Source organism: Microbacterium sp. ARD31 (genome assembly GCF_031844425.1).
In genome coordinates, this window is the sequence record NZ_JAUZVE010000001.1 from 175459 (window position 1) to 195436 (window position 19978).

Sequence of the window (19978 nt, forward strand, 5' to 3'; positions counted from 1 at the left end):
GCGGGGCCTTCGTCGTTTCCGCCGAGGGTCAGCGGATCGGCCAGCTGCCGTCGAGGGCGTCCTCAGGGTCGAGCCGGCCGATGCTGATGAAGTACTGCGTGAGGCTTTCGGCCTGAGCCCTGGCCCACGACACCTGCTGGGTGTGGAGCTCGGTCGAACCGAGTTCGAGCCCGAACCGGGCGGCGATCGCCTGTGCGACGCGCCCCGCGGCGACGGCATCCGCCGCCGCATCGTGCGCACCCTCGAGGGGGACGGCGTAGTGCGCGGCGACGACCTCGAGGGTGCGCTTGCCACGGCGGTAGCGGTCGTAGGTCTTGTCGACGACGAGCGGGTCGACGACGGGCGACGGGTTCGCGATGGGCTCGACGCCGAGTCGCATCCCTTCGTACTTGAGCATCGAGAAGTCGAACGGGGCGTTGTAGGCCACGACGGGGATGCCGCGAACGAAGAGGGCGCGCAATGCGGCGGTCACCTCGGCCACGACCTCCGCTGCGGCACGCCCCGCGGCGCGCGCGTGCGCCGTCGTGATCCCGTGGACGGCGGTCGCGCCCGCGGGGATCTCGATCCCCGGATCTGCGAGCCAGCTCTGCGCCGAGACCACACGTCCCTGGGCGTCCAGCACGCCGACGTGGGCGGTCACGATGCGGTCCTCGCAGACGTCGACGCCCGTCGTCTCGAGGTCGAAGACACCGAGCGTCCCGTCCGCCGGTACGTCGGAGACCTCCGCGGCCGGCAGAACGATGTCGGGCGCGAGCGCGTCGTCGTCCCACGCACAGTCGTCCCAGAGGGGAACGGACTGCCAACTCACCACACTCCGAGCGTAGGACGGACCGCCGACATGCCTCCGGCGGCGCGCCGCGCTCGTAGACTCGGTGGGTGACCGCCGCCAGCCCGTACGCCGACCGACTCCGGGCGATCCCCGTCGAGCGGCACGAGGCGACCGTCGCGGGCGTGCCGACGGCCTACTGGACCTACGGACCGGATGACGCGGCCACAACGATCCTCGCCGTCCACGGATTCCGGGGGGAGCACCACGGCCTCGAGCCGGTCGTCGCCTTCCTCGACGACGTACGCGTCGTCTCACCCGACCTCCCGGGGTTCGGCGAGACCCCCGCCCTGCCCGGCCGGCACGATCTGGTCGGCTACGCCGACTGGCTCACGGCCTTCGCCGCCGCGGCGGCGCCGGGAGCCGTCGTCCTGGGGCACTCGTTCGGATCGATCGTCTCGGCGGCCGCCGTGGCCCGCGGGCTCCCGACGCCGCGGCTCATCCTCGTGAACCCCATCGGCGCACCGGCGCTCGAGGGACCCCGCGGCATCCTCACCCGTCTCGCGATCTTCTACTACCGGGCCGGGGCACGCCTGCCGCGCCGCCTGGGCGACGCGCTCCTGCGGAACCCGCTCATCGTGCGGGTCATGAGCATCGCGATGGCCAAGACGCGCGACAAGGACCTCCGCGCCTTCATCCACGACCAGCACGACACCTACTTCTCGCGATTCGCCGATCGAGACACCCTGCACGAGGCGTTCGTCACCTCGGTGTCGAACGACGTCCGGGCCGCAGCCCCCGACATCGCGGTGCCGACGCTGCTCATCGCCGCGGAGAACGACGACATCACGCCGCTGTCGGCGCAGTACGCGCTGCAGAAGCTGTTCCCGCACGCGGAGCTCGTCGTGATCCCCGGTGTGGGGCACCTGATCCACTACGAGACGCCGCAGGCCGCGGCATCCGCCGTCACGCGCTTTCTTCGGCCTTCCGGCGGCGATACGCCATGACGTTCATGCGGTTGCCGCAGTTGCCGGTGTCGCAGTAGCGCTTCGAGCCGTTCTTCGAATAGTCGATGTAGACGGCCTCGCAGTCGTCGGCCGAGCACACCCGTACGCGGTCAAACTCGTCCGAGCGGATGACGTCGACGAACGCCATCGCGACCTCGACGGTGATGCGCGTCGCGAGCGGCGCCGCGTCATCGGTGGCGTGGATGTGCCAGTCGTAGGAGTCGTGGATGACGAGCTGGGGGAGCGCCTTCCCCTCGCGCAGCATCGCGTTGACGATGGGCACCGCCGCCACCCGGTCGCCGGCCCACAGCATCCGCAGTCGCGTGCGTGCGGCACGCAGCTCGGACAGTTCGACGTCGTCCCGGCGGATCACGCCGCTGTAGGGGAACTCCTGCAGGAACGCGCTCAGGTCGTCGAGGGTCGCCAGCCTGTCGACGCCCTCGCCGTCGATCTCGGGGAGGGAGTTCACAAGCGCCGTCGCGGCACGCAGCGAGATCTCGGTGTCATGGATGAACATGGTCTTGACTCCTGACGCGGGGGATCGCTACTGTCACCAGTGTAATGACGCTTAGGTCATGACTCACGGACCGCGCCCCCGAGGACCATCGATGACGCACACCGCGCCCGTCCGGCTCGCCGCCGGCCCCGCCCCCGTCGTGCGGCGCACGCCCTCGAGCGGACTGCTGCTGGCGGTCACGAGCGCGCTGACGTTCTCGATCAGCGGCCCGATCGCCAAGCCGCTCCTCGAGGGCGGCTGGTCGCTCGCGGCCGTGCTGGCGATCCGGATGGGTGTCGCGGGCCTCGTCCTCTCGCCCGCGCTCGTTCGCACGCTCCGCCGCCGCCCGGACTTCCTGCGGGTGCACTGGCTCTCGCTCGTCGCCTTCGGGCTCATCCCGGTGGTGGGATGCCAGGTCTTCTACTTCTCGGCCCTGCAGCGGATGCCGGTGGGCGTAGCCCTGCTCATCCAGTACCTCGCGCCGGTCATGCTCGTCCTCTTCGTCTGGGCGAGGACGCGCCGCGCGCCGTCGCGCACCGTCCTCATCGGGTCGGTCGTCGCCATGGCCGGCCTCGTCCTCGTCGTCGACATCGCCGGTGCGCGCTTCGATCTGCTCGGCACGGCGTTCGCCCTCCTGGCGGCGGTGTGCGCGTGCGTGTACTTCGTCATGAGTGAGCGCACCGGGGACGACCTGCCGCCGCTCGCCCTGGCGGCCGGAGGGTTGCTCGTCGGAACGGTGACGATCCTGGCCCTGGCGGGTGTCGGCATCCTGCCACTCACCGTGTCGGGCGCGCCGGTCGAGCTCCTCGGGATGAGTGCTGCGCCGCTGGTCCCGCTGCTCTTGGTGGGATTGTGCACGGCCCTGGGGTACGCGTTCGGCGTCATGGCGGTCCCGAGGATCGGGTCGCGGCTGGCCTCGTTCGTCGGGCTGTCCGAGGTGCTGTTCGCGCTGAGCTTCGCGTGGCTGCTGCTGGGGGAGGCGCCTGCGCCGGTCCAGTTCGTGGGTGGCGCGCTCATCCTGGTGGGCGTGGTCCTCGTCCGTGTCGAGGAACGCGCGCCCGCCGATGTCAGTTCCCCCGCCGAGCCGCTGCCAGGAGAGGTCGGACCCGGTATCCGATGACCTCGCCCATGGCGAGGGAGGTCTCAGTGCGCTCGACGCCGTCGATCGCGAGGATGCGCGCGTCGATGTCGAACAGGTGCTGAGTGTCGCGGGCCGCGACCCGCACGAGCAGGTCGACGGGGCCGCTCAGTCCGTGGCACTGGACCACTTCGGGGATCTCCTGCAGCTCGTCGGTGATCCGCGGTAGGTCCGCCTGGCGCACCTGGACGTGCAGGATCGCGTCGATCGCATACCCCAGTGCGGCGGGCGACATCGCCCGCTCGAACGAGAGGAAGACCCCCGATCGCTCGAGCTTGGCCATGCGAGCCTGGACGGTGTTGCGGGAGAGCCCGAGTCGCTCGGCGAGCGCGACCACGGTGGCACGGTGGTCCTCGGCGAGGGCGTTCAGCAGCTCGAGATCCACGTGGTCGAGGGCGCTCATAGTGCCACACCATAGCAGGGGGTCGCGGCGCCGCTTACGCATCCTGCTCAATGTTGCGCGTGATGCTTGAGCGAGGTGCGATGTCGGCATACTCTCACAGCATCCGGCGACGAAGCCGGTGTTCTGCGCCGGTCACCCGTCCACAAGACGCGTGTCCGCGATCAGAGAGGGACGATGATGACCGACACTCTGACCCCCGCCGCGTCGGTGGCGAGCGACACCGAGGACGTGGCCCGTCTTCTCGATTACGAGGGCCGCCGCGTCCGCGACGAGCGGCTCGACCCGTGGGCCGCCGACGTCGACGCCGCGATGCTCCGCCAGGTCTACCGCGACATGTTCCTGACCCGCCGCCTCGATGCCGAAGGGGTCGCGCTGCAGCGCCAGGGCCACTTGGGCCTCTGGGCGCCGGCGCAGGGTCAGGAGGCCGTGCAGGTCGGCACCGCCTGGGCCTGCCACGACGACGACTTCCTCTTTCCCAGCTACCGCGAGATCGGCATCGAGGTCGTCCGCGGCGTGAAGCCCCGCGACTTCGTCATGGTGTGGCACGGCGCCGAGCACGCCAGCTGGGACCCCGCCGACGTCCACGTCGCGAACCCGCAGATCATCATCGGCGCGCAGAGCCTCCACGCCGTCGGGTACGCCATGGGCGTCCAGCGCGACGGCGGCGACCAGGTCGCGGTCGCCTACTTCGGCGACGGCGCGACGAGCCAGGGCGACGTCAACGAGGCGATGGTCTTCGGCTCGGCCTTCGGGGTGCCCGTCGTGTTCGTCTGCTCCAACAACCAGTGGGCGATCTCCGAACCCGTCGGACTGCAGTCGCGGACACCGATCGCCGGCCGCGCGCCGGGCTTCGGCATCCCGAGCCTGCGCGTCGACGGCAACGACGTCCTCGCGTGCATCGCGGCGATGCGCTGGGCGGCCGACCACGCCCGGAGCGGCCGCGGTCCCGCGTACCTCGAGGCCGTCACCTACCGCGTCGGACCGCACACCACCTCGGACGACCCCACCCGCTACCGCGACGCGGACGAGGTGGCGTACTGGCGGGCGCGCGACCCCCTCGCCCGGGTCGAGGCGTACCTTCGGTCCCTCGGTGCGTTCGACGACGCCTTCGCCGAGGCGTTGACGGCGGATGCCGACCGCTTCACGGCGGCGATGCGCAGCGCCGTCGTGGGGGCCGCCGCCCCCGAGCCGCTGCGCGTGTTCGACCACGTGTACGCGGAGCCCCACAGCGGGCTCGACGAGCAGCGCGCCGGGTTCGCCGCCTACCTCGACGGCTTCGCCGAAGGAGGTGCGCGATGACCGAGCTCACGATGGGCAAGGCCCTCACCGCCGCGATGCGTCGCGCCATGACCGATGACGACCGCGTGCTCGTGATGGGGGAGGACATCGGCCGCCTCGGCGGCGTGTTCCGCATCACCGACGGTCTGCAGGCCGAGTTCGGACCCCGCCGCGTGGTCGACACCCCGCTCGCGGAGTCCGGCATCGTCGGCACCGCCGTCGGTCTCGCCTTTCGGGGCTTCCGGCCGATCGTCGAGATCCAGTTCGACGGGTTCGTCTACCCCGCCTTCGACCAGATCGTCAGTCAAGTCGCGAAGCTGCACTACCGCACGCAGGGACGCGTGAAGATGCCGATCACGATCCGCATCCCGTGGGCCGGCGGCGTGGGGGCCGCCGAGCACCACTCCGAATCGCCCGAGGCGTACTTCGTCCACACCGCGGGTCTGCGCGTGGTGGCCGTGTCGAACCCGCAGGACGCGTACACGATGCTCCGCCAGGCGATCGCGAGCGACGACCCGGTCGTCTTCTTCGAGCCGAAACGGCTGTACCACTCCAAGGGCGAGGTCGATCTCGACGGCGACATCGCCGACGCCCCGCCCCTCGGCCTCGCGCGCGTCGTCCGGGAGGGCACCGACGTGACGATCGTCACCTACGGCTCGCAGGTGACGACGGCGATGGATGCCGCGCTCGCCGCCGAGGACGAGGGGCTGTCGCTCGAGGTGATCGACCTGCGGTCGCTGTCCCCGGTCGACTACGGGACCGTGGCGGCCTCCGTCCGGCGCACGGGTCGTGTCGTGGTCACGCACGAGGCGTCCCGTGAGGCCGGTGTCGCCGCCGAGGTGATCGCGAGCATCACGGAGAAGTGCTTCCACTACCTCGAAGCGCCGCCGCTGAGGGTGACCGGGCACGACGTGCCGTACCCGCCGGCGAAGCTCGAGCAGCACCATCTGCCCGACCTCGATCGGATCCTCGACGCCGTCGACCGCGTCATGGGTCGCGCCGGGATGCCGGAGGTGACCGCGTGATCACCGACTTCCGCCTTCCCGACCTGGGGGAGGGCCTCGTCGAGGCCGAGATCGTGCAGTGGCACGTCGCCGCGGGTGACGAGGTCACGTTGAACCAGACGATCGCCGAGGTCGAGACGGCCAAGGCCGTCGTCGAACTCCCGTCCCCGTTCGCCGGCACCGTCTCGGCGATCCGCCACGCCGAGGGCGACGTCGTCCCCGTCGGCGAGGTGCTCATCTCGTTCGACGTCGAAGGGTCGGAGGCCGCGGTCCCCGAGACCGCGGAGAAGCGCGAGCCCAACCTGGTCGGCTACGGGGCGGCGCCCCGCAGCACCGCCCGCCCGCAGCGGCGGGCCCGGGCCGGGGCGGCGGGCGACGCCGTCGATCTGGCCGTCCGCGAGGCCGCTCCGCACGACGCGATCGCGCCGAGCGCCCCCGAGCGCGAGCCGCGCGAGCGCCCCCGGTCCACGCCGCCGGTGCGCAAGCTGGCCCGCGACCTCGGGGTCGACCTCGACCTCGTGGCCGCGAGCGGGGTGGACGGTCTCATCACGCGCGACGACGTCGAGGCTTACGCCGCCCGCACGGCCCCGGCGACCCCCGAGGCGCCGCGCGGGCCCGTGCCGCCGACCGCGGCACCCGTCGCCGGCGCGGCCGGCGACGAGCGCATCCCGATCCGCGGGGTGCGCAAGCACACGGCCGACGCGATGGTGCGCTCCGCGTTCACCGCCCCGCACGCGGCGACCTTCCTCACCGTCGACGTGACGGCATCCGTCGCCTTCGTGGCGGGCCTGCGGGCCGACGCCCGCTACGCGGCGCACCGGGTCGGGATCCTGGCGGTCGCCGCGAAGGCGGTCTGCCTCGCGCTGCGCCGCACGCCGGAGTTGAACGCCACGTGGGACGACGCGGCGGGCGAGATCGTCCGCTTCGCGAAGATCAACCTCGGCATCGCCGCGGCGACCGAGCGCGGACTCGTCGTCCCGTCGGTGAAGGATGCCGGCGGGATGCCGCTCCTCGAGCTCTCCGACGCGATCCGCGCCCTCGCCGACACGGCACGGGCGGGCAAGGCCACTCCGGCGGACCTGTCGGGCGGCACCTTCTCGATCACCAACTACGGGGTGTTCGGCGTCGACGCCGGCACACCCATCCTCGTGCCGGGGGAGGCCGGCATCCTCGGTCTCGGAGCGGTCCAGCGCCGGCCCTGGGAGCACGAGGGCGGCGTCGCGCTGCGCGACGTCATGACGCTGAGCCTGTCGTTCGACCACCGGCTGGTTGACGGCGCCGAGGCGGCTCGGTTCCTCACCGACGTGGGCGACGTCCTGCGGGACCCGGCCCGGGCGATGGTGTTCGCATGAGCCTGTCGATGTCGGGATACGGACTCAGCGAGGACCAGGTCGAGCTCGCGGGTCTCGTGCGCTCGTTCGCCGACGAGGTGGTCGCACCGGTGTCGTACGAGGCGGATCGCACGAAGACCCTGCCGATGGACGTCGTCGCCCAGATGGGCGACATGGGACTGTTCGGCCTCCCGTTCCCCGAGGAGGTCGGCGGGCAGGGCGGCGATTACGTCACGCTCGGACTCGCCATCGAGGCGCTCGCGCGCGTCGATCAGTCCATCGCCATCACGCTGGAGGCCGGTGTCAGCCTCGGGGCGATGCCGATCTTCCGCTTCGGGACCGACGCGCAGCGCGAGGAGCACCTGCCCGACCTGCTGGCGGGTCGTGCGCTCGCCGGGTTCGGTCTGACCGAGCCCGAGGCGGGATCGGATGCCGGGGCCACCCGCACGACCGCGCGTCCCGACGGCGGCGAGTGGGTGATTGACGGGGCCAAGCAGTTCATCACCAACTCGGGCACCCCGATCACGCGCTTCGTCACCGTCACCGCCGTCACGGGTGAGCCGGGTTCCGCGACGCGGGAGATCTCGACGATCATCGTCCCGAGCGGCACCCCGGGGTTCACGGTCGGCCCGGCGTACGACAAGGTCGGCTGGCATGCGAGCGACACGCATCCGCTCGTCTTCACGGGCGCGCGCGTCCCGGAGGGGAACCTCCTGGGGGAGCGCGGCCGCGGTTTCGCGAACTTCCTGCACATCCTCGACGAGGGTCGGATCGCGATTGCGGCGCTCGCCACCGGTGCCGCGGAGGGATGCCTCGAGGCGGCCGTCGACTACGCGAAGAGCCGTGTCGTGTTCGGGGAGTCGGTGGGCAGCAGGCAGGCGATCCAGTTCATGCTGGCGCGCATGCAGCAGCGCGTGCACGTGTCGCGGCTGGCCTGGCTGCATGCCGCTCGTCTGCGCGACGCCGGCCTGCCGTTCAAGACCGAGGCCGCCATCGCCAAGCTCACCTCGAGCGACGCCGCGATGGACAACGCACGCGATGCGACGCAGATCTTCGGCGGCAACGGGTTCATGAACGAGTACCCCGTCGCCCGGCACTTCCGCGACTCGAAGATCCTCGAAGTGGGGGAGGGGACGACCGAGGTGCAGCTGCTCCTGATCGCCCGATCGCTCGGGCTCGCCTGATCGTCAGACGGGGACGGCGGAGGTCTCGAGCAGGATGAGACCCTCCGGCTCGACGCGGAAGCTGTGAGCCGACCCGTTGAGGATCTTGTGGCCTCGGCCGGGGTGCACGCCGTCGGTCACGTGCTCCATGACGGCGCGGATGAGCGCGCCGTGGGCGACGACGATGAGGTCGGGGGCGTGCGGATCGTTCTCGCGCCGGGCGCGCTCGACGACCTCCTGTAGTGCGGCGAGCGCGCGGACCGCCACGGCATCGCGGGATTCGGCGCCTGGCACGACGGCCGTGTCCCAGGGTCCCCAGCGCTCGGCGAACTCCACGTCGGTGACGCCCTCGGCCTCGCCGTACGAGCGCTCCCGCAGGCCGATGTGGGTGGTCGGCTCCGGCAAGCCCAGCTCCGCGGCGATGATGCGGGCGGTCTCATGCGCGCGGGACAAGTCGCTCGAGACCACGACGGTCGTGCTCGCGCGCGTCACGCGCTCGGCGAGGTCATGGGCCGCGGCACGTGCCTGGATCCGGCCGGTGTCGTTGAGCGGGATGTCCGTCGAGCCCTGGATGCGGCGGGCGCGGTTCCAGTCGGTCTCGCCGTGGCGTACGAGGGTGAGGATCGTCACCCCACGAGCCTACGCGGGGCGCGGTGTCAGCCCGCCGAGAGGGCCCGGCTCAGCGCCGTCAGCACCTCGGAAGTGCCGGCGTCGATCTTCACCGTCGCCCGCGCGTCACCGCGGGTCTGCCCGCGGTTGACGATGACGACCGGGAGCTTGCGGCGCCGCGCCCGGTCGAGTAGTCGGATGCCGGAGTTCACGACGAGCGACGAGCCGGCGATCAGCAGGGCGCTGCTGGCGCGCACGAGCTGCTCGGCCTCGCGGAACTTCTCCAGCGGGATGTACTCGCCGAAGAAGACGACCTCGGGCTTCAGCATCCCGCCGCACACCGAGCAGTCCGGGACGACGAAGCCGTCGCTGCGACCCGGCAGGACGTCCCCGTCGGGACCGAGTTCGACGCTGTCGGGCACGGTGATCCATGGGTTGTCGCGTTCGATGCGCTCGGCGAGGTCGCGCCGGTCGAAGACCTGACCGCAGTGCAGGCAGCTCACCCGCCGCATCGTGCCGTGCAGCTCGACGACCCGGCGGCTACCGGCGCGCAGGTGGAGCCCGTCGACGTTCTGCGTGATGACGCCGGTCGCGACCCCGGACCGCTCGAGGTCGGCGAGCGCGCGGTGCCCGTCGTTGGGGGCGGCGGCGGCGAAGGTGCGCCAGCCGAGGTGACTGCCCACCCAGTACCGCCGCCGGGAGGCGTCGTCGGCGAGGAATTCCTGCGCCGTCATGGGGGTGCGGACGGGGGCGCCCTTGCCGCGGTAATCGGGGATGCCCGAATCGGTCGAGACCCCGGCGCCGGTGAGGACGGCGACGCGGCGACCGGCGAGCGCGTCGACCGCGCGTTCCACGGCGGCGCTCGTCGCCGCATCCAGGTCCAGCACGCTCATGGCCCTCCTCGGTTTCCGAGCCTACGCCGTCGCGGTTTCGCGCAGATCACGTCGCGGCGCCCGTGACAGCATGGGCGTATGACGACGACCCGGATCGACGATCCCGCCGATCCGCGCCTGTCGGACTACCGCGACCTCACCGACACGGCGCTGCGGCGCGTCGCCGAACCCGCCGGGGGCCTCTACATCGCCGAATCGGCGAAGGTCATCTCCCGTGCGGTCGCGGCGGGGCACCGTCCCCGCTCCCTGCTCGTGCAGGAGAAGTGGCTCGACGACGCGCTCCCGCTGGCCGGCGACGCCCCCGTCTACGTCGTGCCGGACACCGTCGCCGAGCAGGTCACGGGCTTCGCCGTCCACCGGGGTGCGCTCGCCGCCATGCATCGCCCCGCGCTCCCGGATCCCGCCGCGCTCCTCGAGGGTGCGCGCACGGTCGTGGTCCTCGAGGACATCGTCGACCACACGAACGTGGGGGCCGCGTTCCGCGCCGCCGCCGCCCTCGGCGCGGCCGCCGTGCTCGTCAGTCCGCGCTGCGGCGATCCGCTGTACCGCCGGAGCGTGCGGGTGAGCATGGGCACCGTCTTCCAGGTGCCGTGGACGCGGTTGCCCGAATGGGATGCCGCGTCGCCGCTGTTCGCGGCCGCCGGCATCCATCTGGCGGCTCTCGCGCTCGCCGAGGACGCGGTGCCACTGGACGCGTTCGCCGCCGCGCGACCGGAGCGGCTCGCCGTGCTCATGGGGTCGGAGGGCGAGGGGCTCTCGGCCGCCGCCCTCGCCGCCGCCGACACGATCGTCACGATCCCGATGGCGGGCGGGGTCGACTCCCTCAACGTCGCGTCGGCCGCCGCGGTCGCGCTCTGGGCGTTGCGCTGAGTCGGATCAGCCGTGCGGTGCGTCGGTCGAGAACGGCAGCGCTTCGGGGCGCTTGGCGGTGACGTTGTCGCCCGAGGACTGGTGCCGCAGGCGCCGCAGGACCCAGGGCACGAAGTGCTCCCGCGCCCACACGAGGTCGTTCGCGCGCGCGGCGCGCCACGTGGTGGGCGGCAGCGCCTCGGGAGCCATCGGCTGCAGGTCATTCGGCACGTTCAGGGCGCGCAGCACCATCCGTGCGACCTCGTGGTGCCCGAGCGCGTTGTAGTGCAACCGGTCGTCGTCGAAGAAGCGCATGTCCTGCACCGACTTCAGCGCCCACTGATCGGCGACGATGCAGTCGTACCGGTCCGCGATGGCGCGGATGTTCTCGTTGTAGATCGCCACGCGCCCGCGGATGCCGCGGAAGACCGGGGTGAAGCCGGTGTCGACGGCCGTGAACACGAGCAGCGTCGCGCCCTGCGACGACAACCGGGCGACGGCGTCCTCGAAGAGTTCGGCGACCGCATCCGGATCACCCTGCGGGCGGATGACGTCGTTGCCGCCGGCGGAGAGCGTGATGAGGTCGGGCTTCAACGCGAGGGCGGGTTCGACCTGCCCGTCCACGATCTGGCGGATGAGTTTGCCGCGGATCGCGAGGTTCGCGTAGGCGAAGTCCTCGACCTGGGACGAGAGCACGGCAGCGACGCGGTCGGCCCAGCCGCGGTGCTCACCCGGGCGGTCGGGGTAGGGGTCGCCGATCCCCTCGGTGAACGAGTCACCGATCGACACCATCCGTCGCCACGGGTGGGCGGTCGAGTTGGGGACGTAGGGCGAACGGTTCTCGTCGGGCCCGGGGTCGATGTCGTGCATGGCACCTCCGCCTCGAGGCTACCCGTCCGTGCGCGGCGACCCGGGGCGCCCGGTGTCGGACCGGACGATTAGGGTGGATCGACGTGACGAGCGAGACGATGAACGAAGAGGGGGCGGCTTCGCAGGAGCCCCACTTCGGGAGTTTCGCCGCCGAGCACCTCTCGCCCGCGTTCCCGCAGCGCGCCCCGTGGGGAACGGCCCAGAACCTGCGTGCCTGGCAGGCCGAGGCCCTCGAGCAGTACTTCGAGGCCGACGGGCCCGACGGCGTCGGACGGGGACCCCGCGACTTCCTCGCCGCCGCCACCCCCGGCGCCGGCAAGACGACCTTCGCGCTCCGGCTCGCGAGCGAGCTGCTGCGGCGCGGGGTGATCGATCGCATCATCGTGGTGGCGCCGACTGAGCACCTGAAGACGCAGTGGGCGGATGCCGCGGCCCGCGTCTCGATCCGGCTCGACCCGCGGTTCAGCAACAAGCACTACTCGCCGGCGCGGCACTACCACGGCGTCGCCGTCACCTACGCGCAGGTCGCGGTGAAGGCCGCCGTGCACGAGCGTCTCGTCCTCGACTCGCGCGCTCTCGTCATCCTCGACGAGGTCCACCACGGCGGCGACGCCCTGAGCTGGGGCGACGCGCTGCGCGAGGCCTACGGGCGGGCGACCCGACGGCTGCTGCTGTCGGGCACGCCGTTCCGCAGCGACACGGCGCCGATCCCGTTCGTCGAGTACCACCCGAACGACAAGGGCATCCGCATCTCGCGGACCGACTACAACTACGGCTACGGCCGCGCGCTCGCCGACGGCGTCGTCCGTCCGGTGCTCTTCCACGTGTACGCGGGCCAGATGAAGTGGCGCACCAAGGCCGGTGACGAGTACGAGGCGCACCTCGGCCAGGACAACACGAAGGACATCAACGCGCAGGCGTGGCGGACGGCGCTGAACCCCGAGGGCGAGTGGATCTCGGCCGTGCTGCGCTCCGCGGATCGCCGATTGAGCGAGGTCCGCCAGGACGTCCCGGATGCCGGGGGTCTCGTCATCGCGACCGACCAGACGGCCGCCCGTGCCTACGCCGCGATCCTCCGCGACATCACGGGGGAGCCGACGACGGTCGTCCTCTCCGACGACAAGGCCGCGTCGGGGCGGATCGAGACCTTCTCGCAGTCCACGACGCGGTGGATGGTCGCGGTGCGGATGGTGTCGGAGGGGGTCGACGTCCCCCGTCTCGCCGTCGGCGTCTACGCGACGAGCGCCTCGACCCCGCTCTTCTTCGCTCAGGCCATCGGACGCTTCGTGCGGGCCCGGCGCCGCGGCGAAGCGGCATCCGTCTTCCTCCCGAACGTGCCGCAGCTGCTCGCGCTCGCGAACGAGATGGAACGCGAGCGCGACCACGCGCTCGACCGCGAGGAGTCGGACGACGACGGTCTCGAGGACTCGCTGCTGGAGGAGGCCGAACGCGAGGACAAGGCGTCGGACTCCCTGCTCGAGGAGGGCAGCTACCAGGCTCTCGGGTCGACCGCGCACTTCGACCGGGTGCTCTACGACGGCAAGGAGTTCGGCCAGCTCGCCGTCCCGGGCACTCTCGAGGAGGAGGAGTTCCTCGGCATCCCGGGCCTGCTGGAGCCCGAGCACGTCCACGAACTCCTCATGCAACGCCAGTCGCGGCAGTCGCGCCACCGTCACGCCCGCGAAGCACGGGAGAAGGCGCACGGCGAGGCGACGGGCGAGCCGGAGAACACCCTGCCGCCGGCGTTGCACCGTACCCTCCGCGAGCAGCGACAGCTGCTCAACAGCCTCGTCGGGCTCTACGCGCGGCAGAGCGGCGAACCCCACGGCGCCGTGCACGCCGAACTGCGTCGCGTGTGCGGGGGACCCGAGGTCGCGCGCGCGACCGTCGCGCAGCTGCAGGCGCGCATCGACGTCCTCCGACGGCGCGTGCACTCCTGACCCCTTCGGATCCCCGAAATGCTGGCAGTTCCGGCTTCGGCGCGGTCCCGGCCGGACGCGGTGACTACCGTGAAGGGGACATGAGCACGACGAACGCGACCCCGCTGCCCGACGCCACCCCGACGGATCGACGACGCTGGGCCTCCTATCTCGCCGACGAACGCGCCGAGGCCCGCGTGTACCGCGAACTCGCCGCACGGAAGTCCGGGGAGGAGCGCGACATCCTGACGGCGCTCGCCGACGCGGAGGGGCGCCACGAAGCGCACTGGCTGGAACTGCTGGGAGGCGAGCCGCAGCGGCTGCCGAGGGCGTCGGTGCGCACACGGATGCTGGCGGCGATGGCGCGCCGCTTCGGCTCGATCTTCGTCCTCGCGCTCGCGCAGAACGCCGAGAACCGCTCCCCGTACGACGACGACCCGCACGCCACCCCCGCCATGCGAGCCGACGAGAAGATCCACGGCGAGGTCGTGCGCGGCCTGGCCGCGCGCGGTCGGATGCGCCTGTCGGGCACCTTCCGCGCCGCCGTTTTCGGGGCCAACGACGGACTGGTGTCCAACCTCGCCCTCGTCATGGGCATCGGCGCGACCGGGGTCGCGCCGCAGTTCGTGCTCTTCAGCGGCATCGCGGGCCTCCTCGCGGGCGCCCTTTCGATGGCGGCCGGCGAGTTCGTCTCGGTCCGCTCGCAGCGCGAACTGATCGAGGCGACGCATCCCAACAACGACACCGATCACGTCCTGCCCGACCTCGACCTGGACGCCAATGAGCTCGCCCTGGTGTACCGGACGCGCGGGCTCGACGAGGACGACGCGCTGGCCCGGGCACGCAAGGTCATCGCGACCGCCCAGGCGAGCGACCGCGCCGTGCCCTACCGGCGCGCCGCGGAGCCGCCCGCCGACCTCGAATCCGTTGGCTCGGCGTTCGGGGCCGCGGCATCCAGCTTCGCGTTCTTCGCCTCGGGTGCCGTCATCCCGGTCCTGCCCTGGATCTTCGGCCTCTCAGGGCTCTCCGCCGTCGTCCTCGCCCTCGCGCTGGTCGGGCTCGCGCTGCTGCTCACCGGCGCCACCGTCGGGCTGCTCTCGGGCGCCCCGCCCCTGCGCCGCGGCCTCCGCCAGCTCGCGATCGGCTTCGGTGCCGCGGCGATCACCTACCTGCTGGGTCTGCTCTTCGGCGTCTCCGCGGCGTAGTCGCCCCGATTATCGGGAGCGGTCAGAACGTGCTACTGTCGATCCTCGGTTGCGAAACCGAAATCCCCGAGGAAACGACGGGAGAAAACTCTGCGCGGGTGGCGGAATAGGTAGACGCGCTAGCTTGAGGTGCTAGTGCCCGAATAGGGCGTGGGGGTTCAAGTCCCCCCTCGCGCACAGAGTCGAAATGGGTCCCGAAAGGGGCCCATTTCTCGTTTCCGGCCTCCGCGGCGCCGTCCTGCCGACCGGGTAGCGTGGGCGGCATGTCCGCTCCCGACGATCTGCCCGAGGTCGCCCGCGTCGCGCGCGACCTGATCCGGTTCGACACGACGAACTACGGCGAAGGGCGCGCGCACGGCGAACGGGAGGCCGCCGAGTACGTCGGCGCGTACCTCGAGTCGCTCGGCCTCACCCCGGAGTTCTTCGAGCCGATCCCGCGCCGCACGAACGTCACCGCGCGGGTGCCTGGGCGCAACCCCGACAAGCCCGCGCTCGTCCTCCACGGCCACCTCGACGTCGTCCCCGCCGTGGCCGAGGACTGGAGCGTCGACCCCTTCGAAGGTGTCGTCAAGGACGGGATGCTGTGGGGTCGCGGCGCCGTCGACATGAAGGACATGGACGCCATGATCCTCACCTCGGTCGGCGACCTCCTGCGGGCGGGGGAGCAGCCCGAGCGCGACCTGGTCCTGACCTTCTTCGCCGACGAGGAGAACGGCGGCGTCGAAGGCTCCCAGTTGGTGGTCCGGGACCGGGCCGAGTGGTTCGCCGGCGCATCCGAGGCGATCAGCGAGGTCGGCGGATACTCGATCGCTGTCGGCGACGAGCGCGCGTATCTGCTGCAGGTCGGCGAGAAGGCGCTCGTCTGGATCCGGCTGCACGCGACCGGCCTCGCCGGGCACGGCAGCCGCCACCACCCCGACAACGCCGTCACGCGCCTCGCCGAGGCCGTCGCCGCTCTCGGCCGCACGGGATGGCCGATCGAACTCACCTCGACGACGCGCCAGCTCGTCGGCTCGCTCGCCGAGCTGTCGGGCACCCTGGCCGACGACCCCGACACCGTCGCCGACACGGCGGGCGCGGCATCCGCGTTCCTGCGCTCCACCTTCCGGACGACCACGAACCCGACCGGTCTCGCCGCCGGTTACAAGCACAACGTGATCCCGGATGCCGCGACCGCCGCGATCGACATCCGCACCCTCCCCGGGCGCGAGGACGAGGTGCTCGCACAGGTGCAGCGGATCGTCGGCGACGACATCCGCATCGAGGTCGTGCACCGCGACATCGGACTCGAGGTGCCGTTCGCCGGGGACCTTGTCGACGCGATGGTCGGCGCGCTGGGCAGGCACGATCCCGGCGTACCGGTCATCCCGTACCTTATGGGGGGAGGGACCGACAACAAGGCCCTCGCCGAGCTCGGCATCGCCGGGTTCGGGTTCGCACCGCTGCGACTGCCCGCCGATCTCGATTTCACGGGGATGTTCCACGGTGTCGACGAGCGTGTCCCGATCGACGCGCTGGTGTTCGGGCAGCGTGTGCTCACCGATCTGATCCGCTCGTACTGAAAGGCCCCGCATGTCGATCCTCGAGGCCATCATCCTGGGCATCGTCCAGGGTCTGACCGAGTTCCTCCCGATCTCCTCGAGTGCGCACCTGCGCATCGTGGGCGAGTTCCTGCCCTCGGCCGAGGACCCGGGTGCGACGTTCACCGCCATCACGCAGATCGGCACCGAGCTCGCCGTCCTCGTGTACTTCTGGGCCCGCATCGTGCGCATCATCGTCGCGTGGGCGAAGTCCCTCACGGGGCGTGTCCCGCGCAACGACCCGGACGCGCGGATGGGGTGGATCGTCATCATCGGCACGATCCCGATCGGCGTGCTCGGCTTCCTCTTCCAGGATGTGATCCGCGAGACGTTCCGCAACCTCTGGCTCGTCGCGATCGTCCTCATCGTGTTCGGCCTGATCCTCGGTGTCGCGGACGCCCTCGGGAAGCGCGACCGCACCGAGAAGGACCTGACGATGGGTCACGGACTGACCCTCGGCTTCGCCCAGGCGCTCGCCCTCATCCCCGGCGTCTCGCGCTCGGGTGCCACGACGACCGCCGGCCTGGCGCTCGGGTACACCCGTCCGGCCGCGGCGGAGGTCGCGTTCCTGCTGGCGGTGCCGGCCGTGTTCGGCAGCGGCCTCTACGAGCTGCTGCAGGCGATCCGCGAGCCCGGGCAGTCGCCGTTCACCCTGGGTGAGACCGCGGTCGCGACGGTCGTCTCGTTCGGCGTGGGTCTCGCGGTCATCGCCTACCTCATGCGATACCTCAGGCGCGGCAGCTTCCTGCCGTTCGTCCTCTACCGGGTCGTGCTGGGCGTCGTCCTGCTGATCCTGCTCGCCACCGGGGTGCTGCAGGCCTACTGAGCCCGCTCAGCGGCGCGGGTCGTCCTTCGGCCCGCGCGGCCCGTCGCCGCGGCGGCGCAGGTAGCGCTCGAACTCCTGCGCGATGGCGTCGCCCGACGCCTCGGGGGAGTCCCATGCGTCACGGGTCGTCTCGAGCTGGCGGATGTACTCCGTCATCTCCTCGTCGTCGGCCGCGGCGGCGTCGATCGACGCCTCCCACGCGAGCGCGTCCGCCGGCAACGTGCCGCGCGTGATGGTCGCGCCGGTGATCTCCTCGAGCTTGTCGAGGAGCGCGAGGGTGGCCTTGGGCGACGGCGTGTGTCCGCCGACGTAGTGGGGGATGCTCGCCCACAGACCGGCCGAGGGGATGCCGGCGGCCTCGCCGGCTGCGGCGAGCGCCGACAGGATGCCGACCGGACCTTCGTAGGTCGAGCGCTCGAGCCCGAGAGCCGAGCGCAACTCCTCGTTCTCGGATCCTGCGAACACCGAGATCGGGCGGGTGTGCGGGACGTCGCTCATCATCGATCCGAGGGCCACGATGCCGGTGATGTCCTCGCGCAGGGCGGCGTCGACGAACTCCGCCGCGAACGCCTGCCAGGCGCGCGCCGGCTCCGTCCCGGTCAGCAGCCAGAGGTCGGGGCCGTCTTCGCGCGGCGTCACGGGGCGCCAGAGGGTGGCGTCGGGCCAGACCAGGCGACGGGCACCGTCGGCATCCATCTGCATCTGCGGACGCGTGTACTGGTAGTCGAAGTACAGCTCCGGGTCGACGCCGAACGCCCTCTCGAACGTCCCGGACGAGCGCAGCTGTGCGACCGCGGCGGTGGCGGCCTCTCCGGCGTCGTTCCAGCCGTCGACGGCGATCACGAGCACCCGCTGTCCCAGTCCCTGCACGGACGTCCTCTCTGTCGGTACCCCCACGATACGCCGCCCGTCACCGGGCGGGCGGAAGCCCTCGCATAGCATTGACCGGTGACTTCCCCCCTTCCCGCCGCGGTCCTCTGGGACATGGACGGCACCCTCGTCGACACCGAGCCCTATTGGATGGCCGCCGAGACCCCGCTCGTCGAGCGCTTCGGCGGCACCTGGACGCATGAGGACGGTCTCGCCATGGTGGGCATGGGCCTCGAGGACGCGGCCCGCGTCCTGCAGGGCGCCGGTGTGCGCCTCGAGGTCGACGAGATCGTCGCCCACCTGACCGACGAGGTCATGCGCCGCCTGCGCGAGGACGGCGTGCCCTTCCGTCCCGGTGCTCGGGAGCTGCTCCGCGAGCTCCGCGAGCATGGCGTGCCGACGGCCCTCGTCACCATGTCCATGAGCCGGATGGCGAGGGCCATCACCGAGCTCATCGACTTCGACGCGTTCGATCTCGTCATCGGCGGCGATGACGTCACCCACGCCAAGCCGCATCCTGCTCCGTACCTGCAGGCCTGTGCCGCGCTCGGGGTGGATCCCGCCGACACGGTCGCCTTCGAGGATTCGCTCACCGGCACCGCCTCCGCCATCGCCGCGGGCACGGTGACGGTCGGCATCCCGCACATGGTCCCGCTCGACGGGGTGGGGGCGCACGAGTTGTGGCCCACGCTCGACGGCCGGACCGTCGCCGACGTCGCCGACGTGCTCGCCCGCGTGCGCCAGGAGGTGGATGCGTGAGCGCCGACCTGCGGCCGAGCGGCCCGTTCCGGCTGGGTGACCGTGTCCAGCTGACCGGACCCAAGGGGCGCATGCACACCGTCACCCTGCGGGAGGGCGGCGAGCTGCACACGCACCACGGCGTGCTGCGCCACGAGGCGATCATCGGTCAGCCCGACGGCTCGGTCGTCGTGAACAGCGGCGGCCACGAGTACCTGGCGCTGCGTCCGCTGCTGCGCGACTTCGTCATGTCGATGCCGCGGGGCGCGGCGATCGTCTACCCGAAGGATGCCGCGCAGATCCTCGCCTCCGCCGACATCTTCCCCGGGGCGACCGTCGTCGAGGCCGGCGTCGGCTCGGGCGCGCTGTCGCTGTGGCTGCTCCGCGCGATCGGGCCCTCCGGTCGCCTGCTGTCGTTCGAGCGCCGCGAGGAGTTCTCCGAGGTCGCCGAGGCCAACGTCGAAACCTTCCTCGGGCACTACCCCGACTCGTGGCGGGTGGTCGTCGGCGACCTCGCCGAGCAACTGCCGCAGGCGACCGGGCCGGGGAGCGTCGACCGCGTCGTGCTCGACATGCTGGCGCCGTGGGAGTGCATCGACGTCGTGGCCGAGGCGCTCACCCCGGGCGGCGTCGTGCTCTGCTACATCGCGACGGCGACCCAGCTCAGCCGGGTCGCCGAGTACATCCGGCATTCGGGCCTGTTCACCGAGCCCGAGGCGACCGAGACGATGGTGCGGGGGTGGCACGTCGAGGGTCTCGCCGTGCGTCCGGACCACCGCATGGTCGCGCACACCGGGTTCCTCCTCACCGCCCGTCGCCTGGCCCCCGGTGCGATGCCGCCCGATGTGCGCAAGCGCGCGCTGAAGAAGCCGTCGTACGCCGACGAGGACGTCGAGGCATGGACCCCCGGCGCCGTGGGCGACCGCGAGATCACGGACAAGAACCTCCGCAAGCGGGTGCGCGACGCCCAGCGCGCCGTCGAGGGCGCCCGGCAGGCTGCCGAGGACCGCTCCGGCGAGACCGTAGACTGATC

The 19978-nt window shown here is 71.7% G+C and carries 20 protein-coding genes and 1 tRNA gene; 14 read left to right on the plus strand and 7 right to left on the minus strand.

The genetic code is table 11. The features are described 5' to 3' along the window. Nucleotides 1-28: 28 nt before the first annotated feature. Nucleotides 29-811 carry an exonuclease domain-containing protein gene (locus Q9S36_RS00855; RefSeq protein WP_311283587.1) on the minus strand — a complete coding sequence of 261 codons (783 nt, stop codon included), beginning with the start codon at nucleotides 809-811 and terminating at the stop codon, nucleotides 29-31. 65 nt (nucleotides 812-876) lie between these two features. Between Q9S36_RS00855 and Q9S36_RS00860 the strand changes: the two genes are divergently transcribed. Beyond that, nucleotides 877-1773, plus strand: coding sequence for an alpha/beta hydrolase (locus Q9S36_RS00860; protein ID WP_311283588.1), 897 nt, complete (start codon nucleotides 877-879; stop codon nucleotides 1771-1773). On the opposite strand, the gene Q9S36_RS00865 is transcribed toward Q9S36_RS00860, so the two are convergent. After that, a complete protein-coding gene (locus tag Q9S36_RS00865; protein WP_064002260.1) occupies nucleotides 1733-2290 on the minus strand; it encodes a CGNR zinc finger domain-containing protein in 558 nt (185 codons plus the stop codon). The two genes, Q9S36_RS00860 and Q9S36_RS00865, sit on opposite strands and share 41 nt — an antisense overlap. 91 nt (nucleotides 2291-2381) lie before the next feature. On the opposite strand from Q9S36_RS00865, the gene Q9S36_RS00870 reads away from it, so the two are divergent. Then, nucleotides 2382-3389 carry a DMT family transporter gene (locus tag Q9S36_RS00870; RefSeq protein WP_311283589.1) on the plus strand — a complete coding sequence of 336 codons (1008 nt, stop codon included), beginning with the start codon at nucleotides 2382-2384 and terminating at the stop codon, nucleotides 3387-3389. Here Q9S36_RS00870 and Q9S36_RS00875 read toward each other — a convergent pair. Further along, nucleotides 3337-3810, minus strand: a complete 474-nt coding sequence (locus tag Q9S36_RS00875; RefSeq protein ID WP_253036082.1) for an Lrp/AsnC family transcriptional regulator — start codon at nucleotides 3808-3810, stop codon at nucleotides 3337-3339. The genes Q9S36_RS00870 and Q9S36_RS00875 overlap by 53 nt on opposite strands. A 177-nt stretch (nucleotides 3811-3987) precedes the next feature. On the opposite strand from Q9S36_RS00875, the gene pdhA reads away from it, so the two are divergent. Genes pdhA through Q9S36_RS00895 form a run of 4 tightly spaced genes read left to right on the plus strand, consistent with a single transcriptional unit; the run spans nucleotide 3988 to nucleotide 8607 of the window. Then, nucleotides 3988-5109: a pyruvate dehydrogenase (acetyl-transferring) E1 component subunit alpha gene (pdhA, locus tag Q9S36_RS00880; protein WP_311283590.1), complete on the plus strand. Its 1122-nt coding sequence runs from the start codon at nucleotides 3988-3990 to the stop codon at nucleotides 5107-5109. Beyond that, the gene (locus tag Q9S36_RS00885; protein WP_064002256.1) at nucleotides 5106-6113 is read left to right on the plus strand and encodes an alpha-ketoacid dehydrogenase subunit beta; all 1008 of its coding nucleotides are present in this window, start codon (nucleotides 5106-5108) and stop codon (nucleotides 6111-6113) included. Before pdhA ends, Q9S36_RS00885 begins: the two co-directional genes overlap by 4 nt. Next, the gene (locus Q9S36_RS00890; RefSeq protein ID WP_311283591.1) at nucleotides 6110-7444 is read left to right on the plus strand and encodes a dihydrolipoamide acetyltransferase family protein; all 1335 of its coding nucleotides are present in this window, start codon (nucleotides 6110-6112) and stop codon (nucleotides 7442-7444) included. Before Q9S36_RS00885 ends, Q9S36_RS00890 begins: the two co-directional genes overlap by 4 nt. Nucleotides 7445-7452: 8 nt before the next feature. Beyond that, on the plus strand, nucleotides 7453-8607 hold the full coding sequence (locus Q9S36_RS00895) for an acyl-CoA dehydrogenase family protein (protein WP_311284436.1): 1155 nt from the start codon (nucleotides 7453-7455) through the stop codon (nucleotides 8605-8607). A gap of 3 nt (nucleotides 8608-8610) precedes the next feature. On the opposite strand, the gene Q9S36_RS00900 is transcribed toward Q9S36_RS00895, so the two are convergent. Together Q9S36_RS00900 and Q9S36_RS00905 are read right to left on the minus strand one after the other, a co-directional pair. After that, nucleotides 8611-9216, minus strand: a complete 606-nt coding sequence (locus tag Q9S36_RS00900) for a histidine phosphatase family protein (RefSeq protein WP_217531521.1) — start codon at nucleotides 9214-9216, stop codon at nucleotides 8611-8613. Between the two features lie 26 nt (nucleotides 9217-9242). Continuing rightward, nucleotides 9243-10088 (minus strand): Sir2 family NAD-dependent protein deacetylase, encoded by an 846-nt coding sequence (locus Q9S36_RS00905; RefSeq protein ID WP_311283592.1) that lies wholly within the window; start codon nucleotides 10086-10088, stop codon nucleotides 9243-9245. 78 nt (nucleotides 10089-10166) lie between these two features. Here Q9S36_RS00905 and Q9S36_RS00910 point away from each other — a divergent pair, with 78 nt between their 5' ends. Beyond that, nucleotides 10167-10958, plus strand: a complete 792-nt coding sequence (locus Q9S36_RS00910; RefSeq protein ID WP_311283593.1) for a TrmH family RNA methyltransferase — start codon at nucleotides 10167-10169, stop codon at nucleotides 10956-10958. 6 nt (nucleotides 10959-10964) lie between these two features. On the opposite strand, the gene Q9S36_RS00915 is transcribed toward Q9S36_RS00910, so the two are convergent. After that, on the minus strand, nucleotides 10965-11807 hold the full coding sequence (locus tag Q9S36_RS00915; protein ID WP_311283595.1) for an SGNH/GDSL hydrolase family protein: 843 nt from the start codon (nucleotides 11805-11807) through the stop codon (nucleotides 10965-10967). Between the two features lie 98 nt (nucleotides 11808-11905). Here Q9S36_RS00915 and Q9S36_RS00920 point away from each other — a divergent pair, with 98 nt between their 5' ends. The 5 genes from Q9S36_RS00920 (at nucleotide 11906) to Q9S36_RS00940 (ending at nucleotide 17337) form a co-directional block, all read left to right on the plus strand. Beyond that, the gene (locus Q9S36_RS00920; protein ID WP_217531544.1) at nucleotides 11906-13747 is read left to right on the plus strand and encodes a DEAD/DEAH box helicase; all 1842 of its coding nucleotides are present in this window, start codon (nucleotides 11906-11908) and stop codon (nucleotides 13745-13747) included. Nucleotides 13748-13827: 80 nt separating this feature from the next. After that, the gene (locus Q9S36_RS00925; RefSeq protein WP_311283596.1) at nucleotides 13828-14931 is read left to right on the plus strand and encodes a VIT1/CCC1 family protein; all 1104 of its coding nucleotides are present in this window, start codon (nucleotides 13828-13830) and stop codon (nucleotides 14929-14931) included. 92 nt (nucleotides 14932-15023) lie between these two features. Beyond that, nucleotides 15024-15108 (plus strand) — tRNA-Leu (locus tag Q9S36_RS00930). An 86-nt stretch (nucleotides 15109-15194) separates the two neighbouring features. Next, a complete protein-coding gene (locus tag Q9S36_RS00935; RefSeq protein WP_311283597.1) occupies nucleotides 15195-16493 on the plus strand; it encodes a M20/M25/M40 family metallo-hydrolase in 1299 nt (432 codons plus the stop codon). A 10-nt stretch (nucleotides 16494-16503) separates the two neighbouring features. Continuing rightward, a complete protein-coding gene (locus tag Q9S36_RS00940) occupies nucleotides 16504-17337 on the plus strand; it encodes an undecaprenyl-diphosphate phosphatase (RefSeq protein WP_311283598.1) in 834 nt (277 codons plus the stop codon). A gap of 6 nt (nucleotides 17338-17343) precedes the next feature. On the opposite strand, the gene Q9S36_RS00945 is transcribed toward Q9S36_RS00940, so the two are convergent. Next, the gene (locus Q9S36_RS00945) at nucleotides 17344-18207 is read right to left on the minus strand and encodes a PAC2 family protein (RefSeq protein WP_253034911.1); all 864 of its coding nucleotides are present in this window, start codon (nucleotides 18205-18207) and stop codon (nucleotides 17344-17346) included. 78 nt (nucleotides 18208-18285) lie between these two features. On the opposite strand from Q9S36_RS00945, the gene Q9S36_RS00950 reads away from it, so the two are divergent. Together Q9S36_RS00950 and Q9S36_RS00955 are read left to right on the plus strand one after the other, a co-directional pair. Next, entirely contained in the window at nucleotides 18286-18966 is a 681-nt protein-coding gene (locus Q9S36_RS00950; RefSeq protein WP_311283599.1) for an HAD family phosphatase, read from the plus strand. Continuing rightward, nucleotides 18963-19976: a tRNA (adenine-N1)-methyltransferase gene (locus Q9S36_RS00955; RefSeq protein WP_311283600.1), complete on the plus strand. Its 1014-nt coding sequence runs from the start codon at nucleotides 18963-18965 to the stop codon at nucleotides 19974-19976. The genes Q9S36_RS00950 and Q9S36_RS00955 overlap by 4 nt, the downstream gene beginning before the upstream one ends. Nucleotides 19977-19978 lie beyond the last annotated feature (2 nt).